An 18,380-nucleotide genomic window follows, 5' to 3' on the forward strand; every position below is an offset into this window, starting at 1 on the left:
GCAGTCTGTCGGCTCAGGACGTTTGGGTTGTTGCGCGATTGTGCTGGTCACGCTGGGCGACCCAGTGCTCGATCAATTCACGCAGCTGCGACAGTTCCACCGGCTTGGCCATATGTCCGTCCATGCCGGCCTGGCGTGCACGCTCTTTGTGTTCGGCCAGGATATGGGCAGTCAATGCCACCACGGGGGTACGGACCCGCTGATTGCCGACTTCCCAGGCACGCAATTGCTGGGTGGCCGAGAAGCCGTCGAGGATCGGCATTTCACAGTCCATCAGCACCAGGTCGTAACGTTGGGCCTTCATTGCCTGTAGGGCCTCTTCGCCGTTGCAGGCGGTATCCGGTTGCAGGTTGAGCTTGCTCAGCATGCCGCGGATCACCTTGGTCGAGATGCTGTTGTCTTCGGCCACCAGGATGCGGAAGTCGCTGGGGACCTTGACCGGTAGTGCCGGGCCGTTTGGCAGTGGTTGCGTGACGACCAGGCCTTTGTTGCGTTGGGTCAGCTCGTCGGCCAGGGTGGTCTTGAGGGTGTAGCCGGCCACCGGTTTGGCGAGGATGCGCTTGATCCCGGAGTTGCGCGCGATGATCTTGCTCGGCGCATTGCTGATGCCGGTGAGCATGATCAACAGGATGTCATGGTTCAGGCTGGGGTCTTCCTTGATCTTGGCCGCCAGTTGCATGCCGGTCATGCCGGGCATGTTCTGGTCCAGCAGGACCACATCGAAGTAATCGCGCAAGTGAGCCTTGGTGCGCAGAAGGGCCAGCGCCTCCTTGCCGGAAGACGCGGCGCTGACGTTCAGGCCCCAGGCGCTGCACTGCTGCACCAGCACCTTGCGGCAGGTGTCATTGTCGTCCACCACCAATACCCGCGCACCCTGCAGCGGGCCGTCGAGGTCGGAGGTCGGGTGCTCGAGACGATCCGGGTCCAGCGGCAGGGTCAGCCACAGGGTGCTGCCCTGGTTGTTGCCGCTCTTGATCCCGAATTCCCCCTGCATCAAGCGGATCAACTGGCGGGCAATCACCAGCCCCAGGTTGCCGCCCAACTGGGTGGCCGAAAGAAAATGCCGGCTGTGCAGTTCGGCGTGCATCAGGGCGTCGCGTTCTTCGGCGTCCATGGGCTCGCCGCTGTCCTGCACGGCGATACGCAGGCGTGGTTTGGTGTTGCGCTCGTCGAGCGCAACGACGATCAGGATTTCGCCTTCATCGGTTTTTTTCAGGGCGTTTTCAAGCAGGCTCAACAGCGTCTGGCGCAAGCGTGTCGGGTCACCGCTGATCACCCGGGGCACTTGCGGCTGGATGAAGCTGATCAACTCGACGTTTTGCTGCTCGGCCTTGGCGCGGAAGATGCTCAGGCAATCCTCGATCAGTGCATTGAGGTCGAACTGCACATCGTCCAGTTCGATCTGTCCGGACTCGAGTTTGGAGATGTCGAGAATTTCGTTGATCAGTGTCAGCAGCTCGTTGCCAGCGCTGTGGATCGTCTGCACATAGTCGCGTTGCTTGACCGATAGCGGTGTGCCCAGCAGTAGCTCGGTCATGCCGAGGACGCCGTTCATCGGAGTGCGGATCTCATGGCTGATCTTCGCCAGGAACTCGGCCTTGGCGTTGATCTCGGCGTTGCTGGCTGCCAGGTCACGACTGATGCTGAAGCGGTCTTCGGTGATGCGGCGCTGGCGCTCGCTCAACGCAATGCTCATCAACAGGCCACTGATGCAGATGAACACCAGCAAGATGGTGATCAGGCCATGGGGTTCGACCAGGGTCAACCCCAACAGGGCGGGCAGGATGACCAGTGTCCCGAGGTTGAACACCACCATGGCTGCCACGAAGAGGCGAGCCGGGCGATAACCTTTTTGCCAGTGATAGGCGCTGATGAACAGCATGCTCAGGCCTGCCAGCGCTACCAGGCCGTAGGTAATGAAGTTCAGTGGCAAGGTATTGACGAACAGCAGCATCAGGCCGCAGGCGGTGATGAGCAGGATCTCGCCAAGCAGTAACCGGTTCAGCGGATGCGGCCCGAGCGGGGCGAAGAAACGATAGGCAAGCATCAGGCCGCAGGGCGCAGTCATTATCAATGCCAGGTAAGCCCCCGGCGTTTGCAGTGCATGCCAGTCCGGCAGCCAGGGGCCAGCCAGGTTCAGCAACAACAGCAGGCTGAGCATCAACAACCCTTCGCACGTCGCCAACCAGAGGGCGCTGCGCGAGCGGGTGTAGGTGTAGCGGATGAGGTTGTGCAGGATCAGCATGGCGATGCAACCGAACAACAGGCCATAGATCAGGGTCTGGTTCTGGTTGGCGGCCGAGAGGATCGCCGATTGCAGGGTGATATAGGGCCGTAACTGGTGGTCGGAGGCCAGTCGCAGGTACACGTCGAGGGGGTTGTCGCTTTGCGGCAGGGCCAGCATGAAGTCGCTGCTGGGCAATGGTCGCTCGGATTGGGGGCGTTCGTTGCCCGTGCTGGATTGATCGATCAGCTTGTCGCCGTCCAGAACGTACATGTTGAACTGGCGCAGGTCAGGCGCGAACACGCGCAGCAACTGTTCGTGTTTGCCCGGTGCAAGCCTGAATCGCAACCATAGCGCGCCATCGGGTTCGGCTGCGGTAAGGCGGTCGAGTTCGATAGGGCTGAATTGATTGGTGTAGCGTGCGGAACGGATGTCGCTCAGTTGCAGGTCGCCCTGTTCGTCGAGCAATACCGCCCAGCCACTGCCTTGCGCGGCCTGGGCCGGAAGCATGCAGAGCAAGGTCAGCAAAGTGACGGTCAAGCTTATGGCAATCCTGAGCCAGCGCACGGCGAAATCCCTTCGTTAGGTTGATGCCAGAATATAACGATGCGCGGCGCTGGAATAGCCAGGCAATAAACGGTGTTCATTGCCTGGCGCGGTGCATACCTTATTCCTGATTTTCGCCACGCTCGCGGGCAATGGCGCGGTAGCCAATGTCCTTGCGATAGAAGCAGCCTTCCCAGTCAATCGAAGCCGCCAGCTTGTAGGCCTGCTGCTGTGCAGCATCGACGCTGGCACCCATGGCCGTGGCGCAAAGCACCCGACCACCGGCCGTTACGACTTGACCGTCCTTGAGCGCAGTACCGGCGTGGAAGACTTTGCCTTCCAGTGCTGCCGCTGCGTCCAGGCCATTGATGGCCGCGCCTTTGGTGTAGTCGCCAGGATAGCCGCCGGCGGCCAGCACGATGCCGACGCTCGGGCGTGGATCCCATTGTGCTTCGACCTTGTCCAGCGCCTGGGCCAGAGCGGCCTCGACCAGCAGCACCAGGCTCGACTGCAGGCGCAGCATCACCGGTTGGGTCTCAGGGTCGCCGAAGCGGCAGTTGAATTCGATGACTTTTGGGTTACCAGCCTTGTCGATCATCAGACCGGCGTACAGGAAACCAGTGTAGACGTTGCCCTCCTCGGCCATGCCGCGCACGGTCGGCCAGATCACCAGGTCCATGACGCGCTTGTGCACTTCGGCGGTAACCACCGGCGCCGGGGAGTAAGCACCCATGCCACCAGTGTTTGGACCGGTGTCGCCGTCGCCGACGCGTTTGTGGTCCTGGCTGGTGGCCATCGGCAGCACGTTCTTGCCGTCGACCATCACGATGAAACTGGCTTCTTCGCCGTCCAGGAACTCTTCGATGACCACGCGCGAACCCGCATCGCCAAAGGCATTGCCGGCCAGCATGTCGCGCACGGCGTCTTCGGCTTCGGCCAGGGTCATGGCGACGATCACGCCTTTACCGGCGGCCAGGCCATCGGCCTTGATCACGATCGGAGCGCCTTTTTCACGCAGGTAAGCCAGGGCCGGCTCGATCTCGGTGAAGTTCTGGTAGTCGGCAGTCGGGATCTTGTGGCGCGCCAGGAAGTCCTTGGTGAAGGCTTTCGAACCTTCCAGCTGCGCAGCGCCAGCGGTCGGACCGAAGCAATCCAGGCCACGGCTGCGGAACAGGTCAACGACGCCGGCAACCAGCGGCACTTCAGGGCCAACGATGGTCAGGGAAACGTTTTTCTCGGCAAAGTCTGCCAGTTGCTCAAGCGCCAGTACGTCGATGGCGACGTTCTCGCACTTGGCTTCGATGGCGGTACCGGCATTGCCCGGGGCCACGAAAACTTTCTGCACGCGCGGATCCTGAGCCACTTTCCAGGCCAGGGCGTGTTCACGGCCACCGCTGCCAATGATCAAAACATTCATTTCAAAAACCTCGGATGACGCTAATTCTGTTTTAGAACCTAAAGCGCTTTACGCCTTAGGAGGTTGCAATGACGCCGGTAGATGCAAGGCGGAGCCCACCTCGATGAGCGGAGTTGCCTTTTGGCAATGAGCATCATCGAGGTGGGCTCCAACGCAGCAGATGCCGGCGTCAGTGCGACCGTTGCCGTATTAGTGACGGAAGTGGCGCATGCCGGTGAACACCATCGCGATGCCGGCTTCGTCGGCAGCAGCAATCACTTCAGCATCACGCATCGAGCCGCCTGGCTGGATCACGGCAGTCACGCCCGCCTTGGCCGCATTGTCCAGACCGTCGCGGAACGGGAAGAAAGCGTCGGAAGCCATCACCGAACCGGCTACCTGCAAGCCAGCGTGCTCAGCCTTGATGGCAGCAATACGCGCGGAGTTCACACGGCTCATCTGACCGGCGCCGACACCGATGGTCTGGCGATTCTTGGCGTAGACGATGGCGTTGGACTTAACGTACTTGGCGACTTTCCAGGCGAAGATCAGGTCGTGGATCTCTTGCTCGGTCGGGGCGCGCCTGGTCACGACTTTCAGGTCGTCGGTGCCGATCATGCCGATGTCGCGGCTCTGTACCAGCAGGCCACCGTTGACGCGCTTGTAATCCCAGGCAGCAGCGCGGTCAGCCGACCACTCGCCGCAGGCCAGCAGGCGCACGTTGGCTTTGGCGGCGACGATGGCGCGGGCCTCTTCGCTGACGCTTGGGGCAATGATCACTTCGACGAACTGACGCTCGACGATGGCCTTGGCGGTCTCGGCGTCGAGCTCGCGGTTGAAGGCGATGATGCCGCCGAACGCGGATTCGGTGTCGGTAGCGTAGGCCAGGTCGTAGGCCTTGCGGATGCCGCCTTCGGCATCAGGGCTGACAGCCACGCCGCACGGGTTGGCGTGCTTGACGATCACGCAGGCTGGCTTGACGAAGCTCTTCACGCATTCCAGCGCAGCGTCGGTGTCGGCCACGTTGTTGTACGACAGTTCCTTGCCTTGCAGTTGGGTCGCGGTGGCGATGCCCACTTCGGCAGGTTTGGCTTCAACGTAGAACGCCGCGCTCTGGTGCGGGTTCTCGCCGTAGCGCATTTCCTGGGCCTTGATGAACTGGCTGTTGAAGGTGCGCGGGAACTCGCTGCGACCGGAGGTCGAGAGGGTTTCAGCCGCCTGGTTCACGGTGCCCATGTAGTTGGCGATCATGCCGTCGTAGGCGGCGGTGTGCTCGAATGCCTTGAGCATCAGGTCGAAACGCTGAGCGTAGGTCAGGCCGCCGGCCTTGAGGTTTTCCAGGACGCTGGCGTAGTCGCCGGCATTGACCACGATGGCCACGTCTTTATGGTTTTTTGCTGCCGAACGGACCATGGTCGGGCCGCCGATGTCGATGTTCTCGATGGCGGTCGGCAGGTCGCAGCCTGGCTTGTTGATGGTGGCTTCGAACGGGTACAGGTTGACCGCAACCAGGTCGATCGGCTTGATGCCATGCTCGTTCATGATGGCGTCGTCGATGCCGCGACGACCGAGGATCCCGCCGTGGATTTTCGGGTGCAGGGTCTTCACCCGGCCGTCCATCATTTCGGCAAAACCTGTGTAGTCCGCGACTTCCACTGCGGCAACGCCGTTGTCCTGCAGCAGCTTGAACGTCCCGCCGGTGGAGAGGATCTCGACGCCCAGGGCTTCAAGCTCCCTGGCGAATTCGAGGATCCCGGTCTTGTCGGAAACGCTGATCAAGGCGCGGCGGATCGGCAGGCGGGTAGTCTGGTCGGTCATCTCAATTTCCATCAAAAGCAAAGGAAGTCAGCAAAAAAGGCGACCGGTTTTACGCGGGCGCCTTTCTGGTTTGATTGAATGCTTACAACAAATCGTACTGCTTGAGTTTCTTGCGCAGCGTGCCCCGGTTAAGCCCGAGCATCTCGCTGGCCTTGGTCTGGTTGCCCTTGACGTAGTTCATCACGCACTCGAGCAGGGGAGCCTCGACTTCGGAGAGCACCAGGTTGTACACATCCGTGACGGCAGCGCCCTCAAGGTGGGCGAAATAATTGTGCAGCGCCTTCTCGACACTCCCGCGAAGGGTCTGGCCTTCTTCGCTTGGCGTATTGAGGTGCTGTTTCAAATTCACGTTGTCGCTCACGGGTGTTGTTCCACTCACTAAAGTCTCGGTCATCATCGTCATGCGGCCACCCACTCTCCGTCCCCTGTCAGGCTCTTGTAACGCTCGGCGAAAAATCCCCGAACGTTGGCGCATTGTGCATCCGTACCATCCAAACGATTGAAGTGGGCGCGAAACTCCCTGGCGCCCGGCAGGGTTGCGAGATACCAGCCCACATGCTTTCGAGCAATGCGCACGCCCATGACATCACCATAGAAGGCGTGCAGGGCAGCCAGATGCTCTAGCAGAATGCGTTCCACCTCGATCAGTTCCAGCGCCGGGAGCTTCTCGCCGGTGCGCAGGAAATGGTCGATCTCGCGAAAAATCCATGGCCGCCCCTGGGCAGCCCGGCCAATCAACAGGCCATCGGCACCGGTCGCGTCGAGCACGTACCGGGCTTTTTCCGGCGAATCGATATCGCCATTGGCGAAGACCGGAATCGACACCGCCTGCTTGATCGCGGCAATGGTGTCGTACTCGGCTTCACCTGTGTACAGGTCGGCACGGGTGCGGCCATGCACCGCCAGCGCCGTAATGCCTGCCTGTTCGGCGATCTTTGCCACCGTCAGGCCGTTCTTGTTGTCCCGGTCCCAACCGGTCCGGATCTTCAGGGTAACCGGCACATCGACCGCAGCCACGACGGCCTGCAGGATCTCGGTTACCAGGGGTTCATCCTTCAACAGCGCGGAACCGGCCGCCTTGTTACAGACTTTTTTTGCCGGACAGCCCATGTTGATATCAATGATCTGCGCACCCATTTCAACGTTGGCACGGGCGGCGTCCGCCAGCATCTGCGCGTCCCCACCGGCGATCTGTACCGAGCGAGGCTCGGGATCACCTTCGTGGATCATGCGCATGCGCGACTTGCGGGTGTTCCACAAACTCATGTCGCTGGTGACCATTTCCGAGACGACCAGTCCCGCGCCCAAGCGCTTGCACAGCTGACGAAAGGGCTGGTCGGTGACTCCCGCCATGGGGGCGAGAATCAAGCTGTTATGTAATGTGTATGGGCCGATGCGTACCGCCGACATAGGACTTCCCTGTTGTGGGGCCGGATCATGAGAGTTCGAAAAAGGGTTGGCATGATACCCGCTCTCGATGACTGGATAAAGGCTGAATTGAACAAATTCTGAACAGTTATTCTGTTATTACCCGTGGTTTGGTTCGCCTGGGGCAGTCAGAAAGCCGGCGTGAATCCGGGAGCAATGAAGCGTTTCACTCCGGAGAGTGAAAGCTCAGACTGTAGTTCACGGCCTTGGCACCTGGGTCGAGAATGTCCAGGGCGATGTGGATCGGCGTTTGCGGAGGCATTTCCGCCATGCCTTCGAGATCGCCATTGAGGTACTCGCCAGGCTTGAAGCGACGACTGGCGATAAGATGGCCATTGAGGTCGGCGAAGCGCAGCTCCAGCAACGGGAAGGGCTGGGAGAAGGGCGCGCGGTTATAGATGATCGCATCGACCACCAGGGCGCCATTGAACTCGGGATGGCTACGTACCACCAGGTTGCTGCTCTTGATCTTCGCGATGTCGACTTTGGAAGGTACGGTGCAGCCGATTTGCGGGCACAGTTGCTGGAACCACGGGCGATATTGATCCTGTCGCGCCAGTTCGTCGAAATGGTAGGCAATGTACTGGCCGGCGAGGGCGCCAGCGGCAATCAGCACCAGCAGCAGCCAGAACAGGCGTCGGCCCCAGGGCGAGCGGCGTTTTTGCCAGTCCAGTTGCAGCGGGTCGTCGGTCAGGTCTTGCAGCACTTCGGCACGCACGCCCGGTTCGCTGCGTTCGCGTCGCTTGCGCAGCGGTTCGATCGAAGGCAGGTTGTCGTCGATTTCCCTCTCGTCGGCGGCCGACAGGCGTTCGTGGTTCAGCGGTGCATCGAGAGGGTCGTGCAGTCGCAAATGAGGTGGCTGCGATTCTTCGTCGAGATCAACCGGTTCCAGGGACAGCGAAGGTTCGGTGCGCGAGGCTTTGCTCGGTTCGACCGTCGGCTCTGGCGTTTCAAGGCTGTCGAGCGGTTCGTCGAGTTGCGCACGATCGGCCGCCGACTCACTGAACAGGCTGTCGGACCACGGCTCCTCGTCATCCTGCCCGGTGCTGTCGCGACGGGCACTCAGCGAGTCGTCGCGATGGCGACCGAGTTCGGTGGTCGGCTGGATTTCCCGCTGCTCGAGCCGGGCGAGCTCTTCGTCGAGGTCGAGACTGTCCAGGTCCAGTTCGGTCGCGCTCCATTGCTTTTGGCTGATGGCGCGCGGTGGCGATGGCTCAAGGGGCTCTTCAGGCTGCACGGGCGTCGTGACCGGTGATTCCTTGCTCGCCTGCTCAAGCAATTGCCTGGCGGCATTGAACACCTGCAGGCAGGAGCCGCAACGAACCACCCCGCGAGCCACGCTCAACTGGGCATGGCTGACGCGGAAGCTGGTTTGGCAATGCGGGCACTGGGTGACGAAGCTGTCGGTCATGCGGCGATCCGGATTATGCAGACGCTCATTCTAGCGCCGACGGCCAGTGATGCGCACCCAGCCATCGCGATTGGCGATCGGGTCCAGATCGAAGTCCTTGGTGTAGGCGGCAGCGACTTCATCGCCCTGTTCGGCGAGGATGCCCGACAGCGCCAGGCGACCGCCCGACTTGACCAGGCCCGACAGCTGTGGCGCCAGGGACACCAGCGGACCGGCGAGAATGTTGGCCACCAGCACGTCGGCCTGCACCTGCGGCAGGTCTTGCGGCAGATACAGCGGGAACAGGTGGTCGGCGATGTTGTTGCGCCCGGCGTTGTCGCGGGAGGCTTCCAGCGCCTGCACGTCGATATCGGTGCCGACGGCTTCCCTGGCGCCCAGCAACAGTGCGGCAATCGCCAGAATCCCCGAGCCGCAACCGAAGTCCAGCACGTTGCAGTCTTTCAGGTCCTGACCGTCGAGCCATTCCAGGCATAGTGCGGTGGTCGGGTGGGTGCCGGTGCCGAACGCCAGGCCCGGGTCCAGCAGCAAATTCACGGCGTCAGGTTCTGGTGCGGCATGCCAACTCGGCACGATCCACAGGCGCTGGCCGAAACGCATTGGCTGGAAACCATCCATCCAGCTGCGTTCCCAGTCCTGGTCTTCGATCACTTCGCTGTGGTGCTCGGGCAGCGGGCTGCCGGTCAGCAACTCCAGATGAGCCAATACCGGGCCTGGCTCGGTGCCACCTTCGAACAGGGCCAGCAGGTGCGTGTGCGACCACAGCGGCGTGGTGTTGAGTTCCGGCTCGAAGATCGGCTGATCTTCGGCGTCCATGAAGGTCACCGACACGGCGCCCACTTCAAGGAAAGCGTCTTCATAGGTTTCGGCTTGTTCTGGGCTGATGGCGAGACGTACTTGCAGCCAAGGCATGGCGGGCACCTTTGAAAAATATTGATTGCAGCCTGGCGGGCTGCGAGAAGGACGCAAGTTTACGCGAGCGCGGGGCAGAAGACGACTATAGGGGTGAAGCAAAAAGATCGCAGCCTGCGGCAGCTCCTACAGGGGAACGCATTTCAAATGTAGGAGCTGCCGAAGGCTGCGATCTTTTGAACTTAAACAACAAAGCCGCCCGAAGGCGGCTTTGTCGATGGGGTCGAAGCTTAGTGCTTCTCGCCAGCCAGCTTGTGCTCGAGGTAGTGAATGTTCACGCCCCCTTTGCAGAAGCCTTCGTCGCGGGTCAGGTCGCGGTGCAGCGGGATGTTGGTCTTGATCCCGTCGACCACGATCTCGTCCAGCGCATTGCGCATGCGCGCCATGGCTTCGTCACGGGTTGCCCCGTAGGTGATCAGCTTGCCGATCAACGAGTCGTAGTTCGGCGGAACGGCATAACCACTGTACAGGTGCGAGTCGACGCGAACGCCGTTGCCGCCTGGGGCGTGGAAATGCTTGACCGTGCCCGGGCTCGGCATGAAGGTTTTCGGGTCTTCGGCGTTGATCCGGCATTCCAGCGCGTGACCGCGGATGACCACGTCATCCTGGGTGAACGACAGCTTGTTGCCGGCGGCGATGCTCAGCATCTCCTTGACGATGTCGATGCCGGTGACCATTTCCGAAACCGGGTGCTCTACCTGGACACGAGTGTTCATCTCGATGAAGTAGAAGCGACCGTTTTCGTACAGGAACTCGAAAGTGCCAGCGCCCCGGTAGCCGATGTCGATGCAAGCCTTGACGCAGCGTGCGAGTACTTCCTCACGTGCGTTTTCGTCGATGCCCGGTGCTGGCGCTTCTTCGAGAACCTTCTGGTGACGGCGTTGCAGCGAGCAGTCGCGGTCGCCCAGATGGATAGCCTGGCCCTGGCCATCGGAAAGGACCTGGACTTCCACGTGACGCGGGTTGGTCAGGAATTTTTCCAGATAGACCATCGGGTTGCCGAACGCCGCGCCAGCTTCGGTACGGGTCAGTTTCGCGAAGGAGATCAGGTCTTCTTCTTTATGCACAACGCGCATGCCGCGACCACCGCCGCCGCCAGCGGCCTTGATGATCACCGGGTAACCGACTTCGCGACCAATGCGCAGAGCGGTTTCTTCGTCTTCCGGCAGCGGGCCGTCAGAGCCCGGAACAGTCGGAACGCCGGCAGCGATCATGGCGTGCTTGGCCGATACCTTGTCGCCCATCAGGCGAATGGTTTCGGCTTTCGGGCCAATGAACGCGAAGCCGGAGTTCTCGACCTGCTCGGCGAAGTCGGCGTTTTCCGCAAGGAAGCCGTAGCCCGGGTGAATGGCGGTAGCGCCAGTCACTTCGGCCGCGGCAATGATTGCCGGAATGTGCAGGTAGGAGTGGGCGGCCGATGCCGGACCGATGCAGACGGATTCGTCTGCCAGGCCCAGGTGCATCAGTTCCTTGTCGGCCTTGGAGTAAACGGCGACGGTCTTGATGCCCATCTCTTTGCAGGCGCGCAGGATCCGCAGGGCGATCTCACCGCGGTTGGCGATCAGAACTTTTTCCAACTTCGCAGTCATCAAAGGCTCTCCGCGGTTCAAACGATGGTGAACAGCGGTTGGTCGTACTCAACCGGCTGGCCGTCTTCGACGAGGATGGATTCGATCACACCGCTGGTTTCAGCTTCGATGTGGTTCATCATCTTCATGGCTTCAACGATGCACAGGGTGTCGCCTTTCTTCACGGTCTGGCCGACTTCGACGAAGGACGGCGAGGTTGGCGAAGACTTGCGATAGAAAGTACCGACCATCGGCGAACGGGCAACAGTGCCGTTCAGTGCTGGCGCGGCGGCGGCAACAGGTGCGGCAGCGGCAGCCGGAGCGGCGGCAGCGACAGGCGCGGGGGCCGGAGCGTGCATTGGAGCTGGCGCGTAGTACTGCTGAGCCGGGGTCTTGCTATGACGGCTGATGCGTACGGACTCTTCGCCTTCCTTGATCTCGAGCTCGTCGATGCCGGACTCTTCCAGCAATTCGATCAGTTTCTTAACTTTACGGATATCCATGAATCATCAACTCCCAAGGGTCGGTCAGGGGCGTTTAACGCTTGTTGTTCAAGCTGTTGCCTGTATTTGAAGCTGCTCTAGGGCGGCCTCCAGGGCCAGTCGATAACCGCTGGCGCCAAGGCCGCAGATCACTCCCACCGCTACGTCGGAGAAGTAAGAGTGATGGCGGAAAGGTTCGCGTTTGTGCACGTTAGACAAATGCACTTCGATGAATGGGATGCTCACCGCCAGCAGCGCGTCACGTAATGCGACACTTGTATGTGTAAAAGCTGCTGGGTTGATCAGAATGAAGTCCACGCCTTCGCTGCGGGCAGCGTGGATGCGGTCGATCAATTCGTACTCGGCGTTGCTTTGCAGGTGCAGCAAATGGTGACCGCCTTCGCGGGCACGGCGTTCCAGGTCCTGGTTGATCTGAGCCAGCGTCGTGGCGCCATAGGTGCCCGGTTCACGAGTGCCGAGCAGGTTCAGGTTGGGTCCGTGCAGAACGAGTAACGTCGCCATCGGCGGTTCCTATGTTATCTGTGAGCAATTGTCAGAACCCGGCGACTATGCCGCAAAGCCTTTGTGACTGTCCAGTTCTCTGCAATAGCCCGCACGATGACCGATGTTTGCGCGAAATATATGACTGCTTGATTAAATTTGGTCATTCGCCCTGGCAACACGTTCGGCGAAGTCCCTGGCGTTGATCTCGCCGATCACCCGAACATCGGCGCGTTCGACACCGTCCTTGCCAAAAAACATCAGGGCCGGTGGCCCGAACAACTGGTAACGGTCGAGCAGGGCGCGTTGCTCGGCGTTGCTGGCGGTGATGTCGAAGCGAATAAGCCGGTAGCCCTTGAGGCGTTCGATGACGACAGGGTCGTCCAGCACCTCACGCTCGATGACTTTGCAGCTTATGCACCAGTCGGCGTACCAGTCGAGCAGCAGCGGTGTGCCGGATGCGCGTGCGTCGGCGAGTGCTCGGTCCAGATCGGCCGGCGTGCTGACAGTTTGCCAGGTGCTGGCGTTTTGCGCGGGGCTGTTGTTGGCAACGATACGGGGCTGGCCGATCGGGTTGAGCGGGTCGGTCTGGCCGCTGAAGGCGCCGTACCAGCAGGCCAGTGCGTAAAACAGCAGGAACATGCCGAGCAATTGGCCCAGGCGTTTGCGCGGTGGTTTATAGACGAACTCCAGCGCTCCCATGAACAGGCCGACGCCGCCGGCCAGCAAACCGATGAGCAACAAGGTGACCTGACCCGGCAAGACGCGGCTGAGCAAGCCGACGGCCAACCCGAGCAACAACACGCCAATCGCGTTTTTCACGTAGACCAGCCACGGACCGCTTTTCGGCAGCCAGGCTGCGCCACCGGTGGCCACCAGCAACAGCGGCGCGCCCATGCCGAGGCCGAGCATGAACAGTTTCAAGCCGCCGCCCAGCGCATCGCCACTGGCGCTGATGTACAGCAGCGCGCCGGCCAATGGCGCCGAAACACAGGGTGAGACCAGCAAGCTGGAGACCACGCCCAACACTGCGGCGCCCCACAATGACCCGCCTTCGGTGCGGCCGGCGATGCGGTCCAGGCGACTGCTGATGGCGTGCGGCAACTTGAGCTCGAACACGCCGAACATTGCCAGGGCAAACACGGCGAAAAACATCGCGAACGGCACCAGCACCCAGGCCGACTGCAGTCGCGCCTGCAGATTGAGTTGGGCACCGAACAGGCCCATCAGGGCTCCGAGCAGGGCAAAGCAGGCGGCCATCGGCAGCACATAGGCCAGCGACAGATTGAAGCCGCGCCAGCCACCGACCTGACCGCGCAGTACCACGCCGGACAGGATCGGCAGCATGGGCAGCACGCATGGCGTGAACGTCAGGCCCAGGCCCGCGAGGAAAAACAGCGCCAGTTCGCGCCAGCTCCATGGATAAACCGTCGCCGGAGCGCCGCTGCCGTCGATACTCAGGCGCTCGGTTTCCGGTGGATAGCACAGGCCTTTGTCGGCGCATCCCTGATAGGTCACGACCAGGGTGAAGGCGCGTTGGTCGGTGCGCGGCAACTCGACGTCGAGAATGCCGTGATAGACCTCGACATCGCCGAAGTATTCATCGTGCTTTTTCTGACCGTCGGGCAGTTTCGCCGCTCCGAGGGCGACATCGGCCGGATCGGCGCGAAATTGAAAGCGGTGGCGGTAGAGGTAATAACCTTCGGTGGCGACGAAACGCAGCTTTATCGATTGCGGCGTGCTCTCTACCAGGCTCAGCCGGAAAGCTTCGCGCACCGGCAGGAAGTCGGCGCTGTTGTTGATCGAGCCCAGGCTGGAGCTGGGTCGGTTCTCCAGCAAGCCAGTGGCGCTGGCCGGCAGGGCGAACACTAAAAACAGCAGGCAAAGCAAACGGCGCATGACGATCTCGCGTATCGGAATTGGGGGGATGATAGCTGAGAGAGCATGGTCACATCGAACTGCGTAGGAGCTGCCGAAGGCTGCGATCTTTTGATCTTGCTCTTGAGAGGCAAAGTCAAAAGATCGTCCGAACGCGGCCCGAGCCTTCGGCAGCTCCTACAGTGAAAGCGATTTATCAGACGCGGAAGGCCTGAACGGCCGTATGCAATCGCCCACCCAGCACCAGCAAATTCTCCCCTTGCTCACGCCCTTGGCCAATGCGCAGCAGGTTATCCCCGCCCAACTGGTGAATCCGCTCACTGTGGTCCCGGATTTCGCTGACAGCGCCGCTTTGCTGGGCGGTGACATCAGCAATGCGTACCGCCGTGGCGGAAATGGTCTGGATCGCCCCCACGATCTTATCCAGTGCCCCATCCGCGGCCTGGGCCTGGCCGGCGGTCGCTTCGGCGTGTGCGACCTGGGCGCGCATGCCTTCCACCGATTGCCGCGCGGCGGTTTGCAGTCCTGCGATCAGCGTCTGGATTTCTGCCGTGGCCCCGGCGGTACGTTGCGCCAGTGAGCGCACCTCTTCGGCCACCACTGCAAAGCCTCGGCCCATTTCCCCGGCCCGGGCCGCCTCGATGGCGGCGTTCAAGGCCAGCAGGTTGGTCTGGTCGGCAATCGAGCGGATCACCGTCAGCACGCCGCCGATGGTGGCCGACTCTTCAGCCAGGTGTTCAATCATTTGCGCATTGCCTTGCACTTCATCCACCAGCGCATGCAGACCCGTGAGGCTCAGGCCGATGACTCTCTGTCCGTGCTCCACGGCCAGGCCGGCGTGGCGGCTGGCGTCGGCGGCCTGGCTGGCATCGCCGGCGACTTGTTGAATGGTCGCTTCCAGTTCGCTGAGGGAGTCACGGATCAGTGCCGTGTCACCGGCCTGATGCTCGGCACCGTCGTGCAGGTCGTTGCTCAGGTCGGCCAGGGTGCGGCTGCTGTCGGCCACCTGCTCGGCGTTGCGGCGAATGGTCCCCACCAGGTCCACCAGATAGGCGCGCAAGCGGTTGAGGGAGGCTTCAATGTCATGCAATTCGCGGTTGGTGCTGCCCAGTTGAATGTCGCGGCTGAAGTCGCCTTCGGCCCAGGTCGAGAGGGCCGGGGCGAGGTTGGTCAGGGTTCGGGCGAGTTTGCGCTGCAGGGTGTCGATCAGCAGGGCGATCAACAGAATCAAGCCGATCATCACGCCTTGCATCACCCGCACTTCACCCTGGATCTGCCCGTGCTGGGCGCGTACTACCGGTTCCAGCCCGGCAATGGCCTGTTGCACGTCGGCGATTTTCAGGTGGGTCGCCGCGCTGAGGTCGGCGCGCTTCTGGATTTGATCGCGGGTGCGCGAAAGCTCGGCCGGGTAGCGGGTGAGCAGGCTGTTGAGCTCACGCTTGAGGCCCACGCCGGCATCTTCGGCAACGGTTTTTTCAGTGTTCTCAAGGCCCATCATCGAGGCGAAATCGTCGGTGTTCGACTCGCCTCTGGTGGCTACGCCGAGCAAAGGCAGGGCGTCCAGTTTTTCAGCCTGGGTGCGGATGTTGGTCACTTCGCGTTCGACATCGGCGGCCAGTTCACTGCGGCCGCTGCTGACCAGTTTGTCACGGGCCAGGGACAATTTGCCCAGGTGTTGCGATGCGGTGAGCAGCGGCGTCAGGTAAGCCGCATTGCCGCTGGCGTACTGGCTGAGTTGATCGAGACTGGCGCCCAGTTCCCGCTCGGCCTGCAGCAGCAAGGCCTGCGGATCGCCTGCCAGCTTGCCGGCGGCCAGCAGGTCGGTCTTGCTGAATTCTTCAAGGGTCCAAAGGCTTGGGCGTAACGCCTCGGCCAGGGCCGGTGGCAATTCGCCGAGTTCTTTTTGCAGGCTGTCGATGCCTTGGGCGGCAGTGCTCAGGCGCAACGCGTCGCCGCTGCCCAGGTAATCCTCGACACTGCGGACGACGTCATTCTGAAATTGCTGCGACAGGCCCAGGTAGCGCTCCATTAATAGATACGGACGCTCAAGGGCTTTCTGCGACCACCACAGCGTAGCGCCGAGGGCCACGCACACGGCCACCAGAAGGAGGGTATTGAGATTGGTCAGCAGCTTCAGGCGCATCACGGACTACCAACGGCAGAAATGGTAAGCGCCTGAAGTTATTGCGTTTCTGTTACAGGCTTATGACCGTATCGGTCGATTCCGATAAAAAAGTGGCACTTTGCTTTGATGTCCGGGCCGCCTGGACGCGATTGCGTCCGCCGTGTTTGGCGCGGTACAGCGCTTCGTCCGCCTGGCTGGCCATCATCAGGCTGTCGGAGCTTTCGCAAAGCTCAACCACTCCGGCGCTGAAGGTGCACCACAGATCCTCGGGTTGCGCGGGGTAGTGAATCTCGGCAAAGCGCTGACGGATTTCATCGAGCACGTTGTAGGCCGCTTCGATATCGGTGTCCGGCATGACGATGGCGAATTCTTCGCCACCGTAGCGGCCGATGAAGTCGGTTTTGCGCAGGCGTTGCTTGAGAAACAGCGCCAGGCTCTTGATCACCCGGTCGCCCATGGGGTGGCCGTGGCTGTCGTTGACCCGTTTGAAGTGGTCGATGTCGAGCATGGCAAAGCTCAGCGGCTTGCTTTCGCGGCGGGCGCGGAACGAGCAGTCTTCGAGCAATTGCAGGATGTGCGTGTGGTTGTACAACCCGGTGAGGCTGTCGCGGACCATCCGTGCCTTGAGGTTGCGTGCCCGGGCCGCACGATTGCGCACGGTGGTGATCAGGTGCCGGGGCTTGATCGGTTTGGTCAGGAAGTCATCGCCGCCTTCGCTCATGGCGTCGAGTTGCTTGTCCAGGTCGTCTTCGGCTGACAGGTAAATGATCGGCACGCTGACGTAACGGTCGTTATGGCGAATGACCTTGGCCAGTTCCGTACCGGTGCAGGCCGGCATGTACATGTCGAGGATGATCAGGTCCGGCTGGAAATCCGCCAGTTCGGCCATCGCCTGGATTGGCTCGATCAAGGTGCGGGTGACGATCCCTGCGCTGTTGAGCAAGCGCTCGGTGTGCAAGGCCTGGGCGCGGGAGTCGTCGATGATCAGTACTTTATAAGGCTCGTACTGGGCGACGCAGGTCAGGACCTCGATCTTCTCCAGCAGGCTCGACGCTTCGAGGGTGCCGGTGAGGAATTCCTGGCCGCCGGCGCGCACGGCTGCCAGGCGGGTCGGAGTGTCGGTTTCGTGCAGGCTGAAGAACAGCAGCGGCAGTTGATGATCGAGGCCTTCCTGGGCTTCGGCGGCCAGTTTCAGGCCGACGCCGGTGCCACTGAAGTCCACGTCCATGACAATCGCCGCCGGCAGGCGCTCGACCATCGATGAGCGAAACGCGTCTACGCTGTCCAGGGACTGGGCGCTGAGGCCGAAGAATTCCAGTTGCTTGGCCAGGCGCTCGGCGCGATCGTGATCCTGCAGCATCACGTAAATGGGCTTGCGCAGCGGCGGCAGGAAGGTTTGATCGAGTTGGTCGCCATGGCGCAGGCCGGTGCGTGACAGGCGCTGCATCAAGCGATTGAGATCGGTGATCAGGCCGCTGCTCAGGCGTCCGCGATTGGCGTCGACCGCCTCCAGGGACTGACCGATGTGGCGTGCCAGTTGCGTGTGTTCCGGTTGTTCGAAGCGCTCGGCGAAACGCAGCAGGCGCAGATTGGCCTCGCTCAGTTCCAAAAGGTCGGCGGTGGACCACTCACTGCGTTGCAGGCGCTGCCATATCTCAAGAATCTGACGAGCCTGATGAATTACCCGCTGGGCAAAGTGGTGCTTGAGGCGCTCGCGGCTGGGATCTTCTGGCTCGGTCATATCCTGACTACTAGTTAGGGTGCACACTGAGGTCGAGTGGTGGCTCTATGCTAGCACCACTTGTCCATTGCATGAGTGCTGTACGTCAATAATCTGCAATGTGACTTCATTCAGTTTGTGACTGATCGGTCTTTTTCGAGTCTTTCAAGTCGCGGTTCGCAAGGGGCGTAGTGCTTGAATCAGGGCACTTGGCGGGTGCGGGGCGGAAATGGGCGAGCAGCTGACAACTGGCCATTGATGATTTTTTACCGGTGCTGATCGGTCCGGTTTTTTGGATTTCAGAGGGTCGGGGATTCCCTTAGGGTGGCAATCCAAACCATTAGGGGGGGATTTCGATGGTCGCGACGTCGTCG

The 18,380-nt window shown here is 61.3% G+C and carries 13 protein-coding genes; all 13 read right to left on the reverse strand.

Going from position 1 to position 18,380, the window contains the following annotated elements:
- Positions 1-13: 13 nt before the first annotated feature.
- Entirely contained in the window at positions 14-2,791 is a 2,778-nt protein-coding gene (locus ACM6IT_RS15775) for a hybrid sensor histidine kinase/response regulator (protein ID WP_056725303.1), read from the reverse strand.
- 100 nt (positions 2,792-2,891) lie between these two features.
- Positions 2,892-4,187 (reverse strand): phosphoribosylamine--glycine ligase, encoded by a 1,296-nt coding sequence (purD, locus tag ACM6IT_RS15780; protein ID WP_056725301.1) that lies wholly within the window; start codon positions 4,185-4,187, stop codon positions 2,892-2,894.
- Between the two features lie 189 nt (positions 4,188-4,376).
- Entirely contained in the window at positions 4,377-5,984 is a 1,608-nt protein-coding gene (gene purH, locus ACM6IT_RS15785) for a bifunctional phosphoribosylaminoimidazolecarboxamide formyltransferase/IMP cyclohydrolase (RefSeq protein WP_414918303.1), read from the reverse strand.
- An 82-nt stretch (positions 5,985-6,066) separates the two neighbouring features.
- Entirely contained in the window at positions 6,067-6,387 is a 321-nt protein-coding gene (gene fis / locus ACM6IT_RS15790; RefSeq protein WP_015093301.1) for a DNA-binding transcriptional regulator Fis, read from the reverse strand.
- The gene (gene dusB, locus ACM6IT_RS15795) at positions 6,384-7,394 is read right to left on the reverse strand and encodes a tRNA dihydrouridine synthase DusB (RefSeq protein WP_414914265.1); all 1,011 of its coding nucleotides are present in this window, start codon (positions 7,392-7,394) and stop codon (positions 6,384-6,386) included. The genes fis and dusB overlap by 4 nt, the downstream gene beginning before the upstream one ends.
- Positions 7,395-7,578: 184 nt before the next feature.
- Positions 7,579-8,823: a DUF3426 domain-containing protein gene (locus tag ACM6IT_RS15800; RefSeq protein ID WP_056725295.1), complete on the reverse strand. Its 1,245-nt coding sequence runs from the start codon at positions 8,821-8,823 to the stop codon at positions 7,579-7,581.
- A 30-nt stretch (positions 8,824-8,853) separates the two neighbouring features.
- Positions 8,854-9,732: a 50S ribosomal protein L11 methyltransferase gene (gene prmA, locus ACM6IT_RS15805; protein WP_056725294.1), complete on the reverse strand. Its 879-nt coding sequence runs from the start codon at positions 9,730-9,732 to the stop codon at positions 8,854-8,856.
- Positions 9,733-9,962: 230 nt separating this feature from the next.
- The gene (accC, locus tag ACM6IT_RS15810; protein WP_056725293.1) at positions 9,963-11,321 is read right to left on the reverse strand and encodes an acetyl-CoA carboxylase biotin carboxylase subunit; all 1,359 of its coding nucleotides are present in this window, start codon (positions 11,319-11,321) and stop codon (positions 9,963-9,965) included.
- Between the two features lie 17 nt (positions 11,322-11,338).
- Complete coding sequence (accB, locus tag ACM6IT_RS15815) at positions 11,339-11,803, reverse strand: acetyl-CoA carboxylase biotin carboxyl carrier protein (RefSeq protein ID WP_150727805.1); 465 nt, start codon at positions 11,801-11,803, stop codon at positions 11,339-11,341.
- 48 nt (positions 11,804-11,851) lie between these two features.
- Positions 11,852-12,304 (reverse strand): type II 3-dehydroquinate dehydratase, encoded by a 453-nt coding sequence (gene aroQ, locus ACM6IT_RS15820; protein WP_056725289.1) that lies wholly within the window; start codon positions 12,302-12,304, stop codon positions 11,852-11,854.
- Between the two features lie 132 nt (positions 12,305-12,436).
- Positions 12,437-14,182: a protein-disulfide reductase DsbD gene (locus ACM6IT_RS15825; RefSeq protein WP_414918304.1), complete on the reverse strand. Its 1,746-nt coding sequence runs from the start codon at positions 14,180-14,182 to the stop codon at positions 12,437-12,439.
- Between the two features lie 175 nt (positions 14,183-14,357).
- Positions 14,358-16,304, reverse strand: coding sequence for a methyl-accepting chemotaxis protein (locus ACM6IT_RS15830; RefSeq protein WP_414918305.1), 1,947 nt, complete (start codon positions 16,302-16,304; stop codon positions 14,358-14,360).
- A 52-nt stretch (positions 16,305-16,356) separates the two neighbouring features.
- On the reverse strand, positions 16,357-18,027 hold the full coding sequence (gcbA, locus tag ACM6IT_RS15835; protein WP_414914269.1) for a diguanylate cyclase GcbA: 1,671 nt from the start codon (positions 18,025-18,027) through the stop codon (positions 16,357-16,359).
- Between the last annotated feature and the right edge of the window lie 353 nt (positions 18,028-18,380).

Source organism: Pseudomonas sp. IT-P4 (genome assembly GCF_949767755.1).
GTDB classification, from domain to species: Bacteria; Pseudomonadota; Gammaproteobacteria; order Pseudomonadales; family Pseudomonadaceae; genus Aquipseudomonas; species Aquipseudomonas monachiensis.

What these genes read in the sequence shown, in the direction of transcription:
- ACM6IT_RS15830 (WP_414918305.1), bottom strand. Translation starts at nt 16,304, where the DNA reads ATGCGCCTGAAGCTGCTGACCAATCTCAATACCCTCCTTCTGGTGGCC.
- ACM6IT_RS15800 (WP_056725295.1), bottom strand. Translation starts at nt 8,823, where the DNA reads ATGACCGACAGCTTCGTCACCCAGTGCCCGCATTGCCAAACCAGCTTC.
- gcbA (WP_414914269.1), bottom strand. Translation starts at nt 18,027, where the DNA reads ATGACCGAGCCAGAAGATCCCAGCCGCGAGCGCCTCAAGCACCACTTT.
- accB (WP_150727805.1), bottom strand. Translation starts at nt 11,803, where the DNA reads ATGGATATCCGTAAAGTTAAGAAACTGATCGAATTGCTGGAAGAGTCC.
- ACM6IT_RS15825 (WP_414918304.1), bottom strand. Translation starts at nt 14,182, where the DNA reads ATGCGCCGTTTGCTTTGCCTGCTGTTTTTAGTGTTCGCCCTGCCGGCC.
- accC (WP_056725293.1), bottom strand. Translation starts at nt 11,321, where the DNA reads ATGACTGCGAAGTTGGAAAAAGTTCTGATCGCCAACCGCGGTGAGATC.
- purH (WP_414918303.1), bottom strand. Translation starts at nt 5,984, where the DNA reads ATGACCGACCAGACTACCCGCCTGCCGATCCGCCGCGCCTTGATCAGC.
- aroQ (WP_056725289.1), bottom strand. Translation starts at nt 12,304, where the DNA reads ATGGCGACGTTACTCGTTCTGCACGGACCCAACCTGAACCTGCTCGGC.
- purD (WP_056725301.1), bottom strand. Translation starts at nt 4,187, where the DNA reads ATGAATGTTTTGATCATTGGCAGCGGTGGCCGTGAACACGCCCTGGCC.
- dusB (WP_414914265.1), bottom strand. Translation starts at nt 7,394, where the DNA reads ATGTCGGCGGTACGCATCGGCCCATACACATTACATAACAGCTTGATT.
- fis (WP_015093301.1), bottom strand. Translation starts at nt 6,387, where the DNA reads ATGACGATGATGACCGAGACTTTAGTGAGTGGAACAACACCCGTGAGC.
- prmA (WP_056725294.1), bottom strand. Translation starts at nt 9,732, where the DNA reads ATGCCTTGGCTGCAAGTACGTCTCGCCATCAGCCCAGAACAAGCCGAA.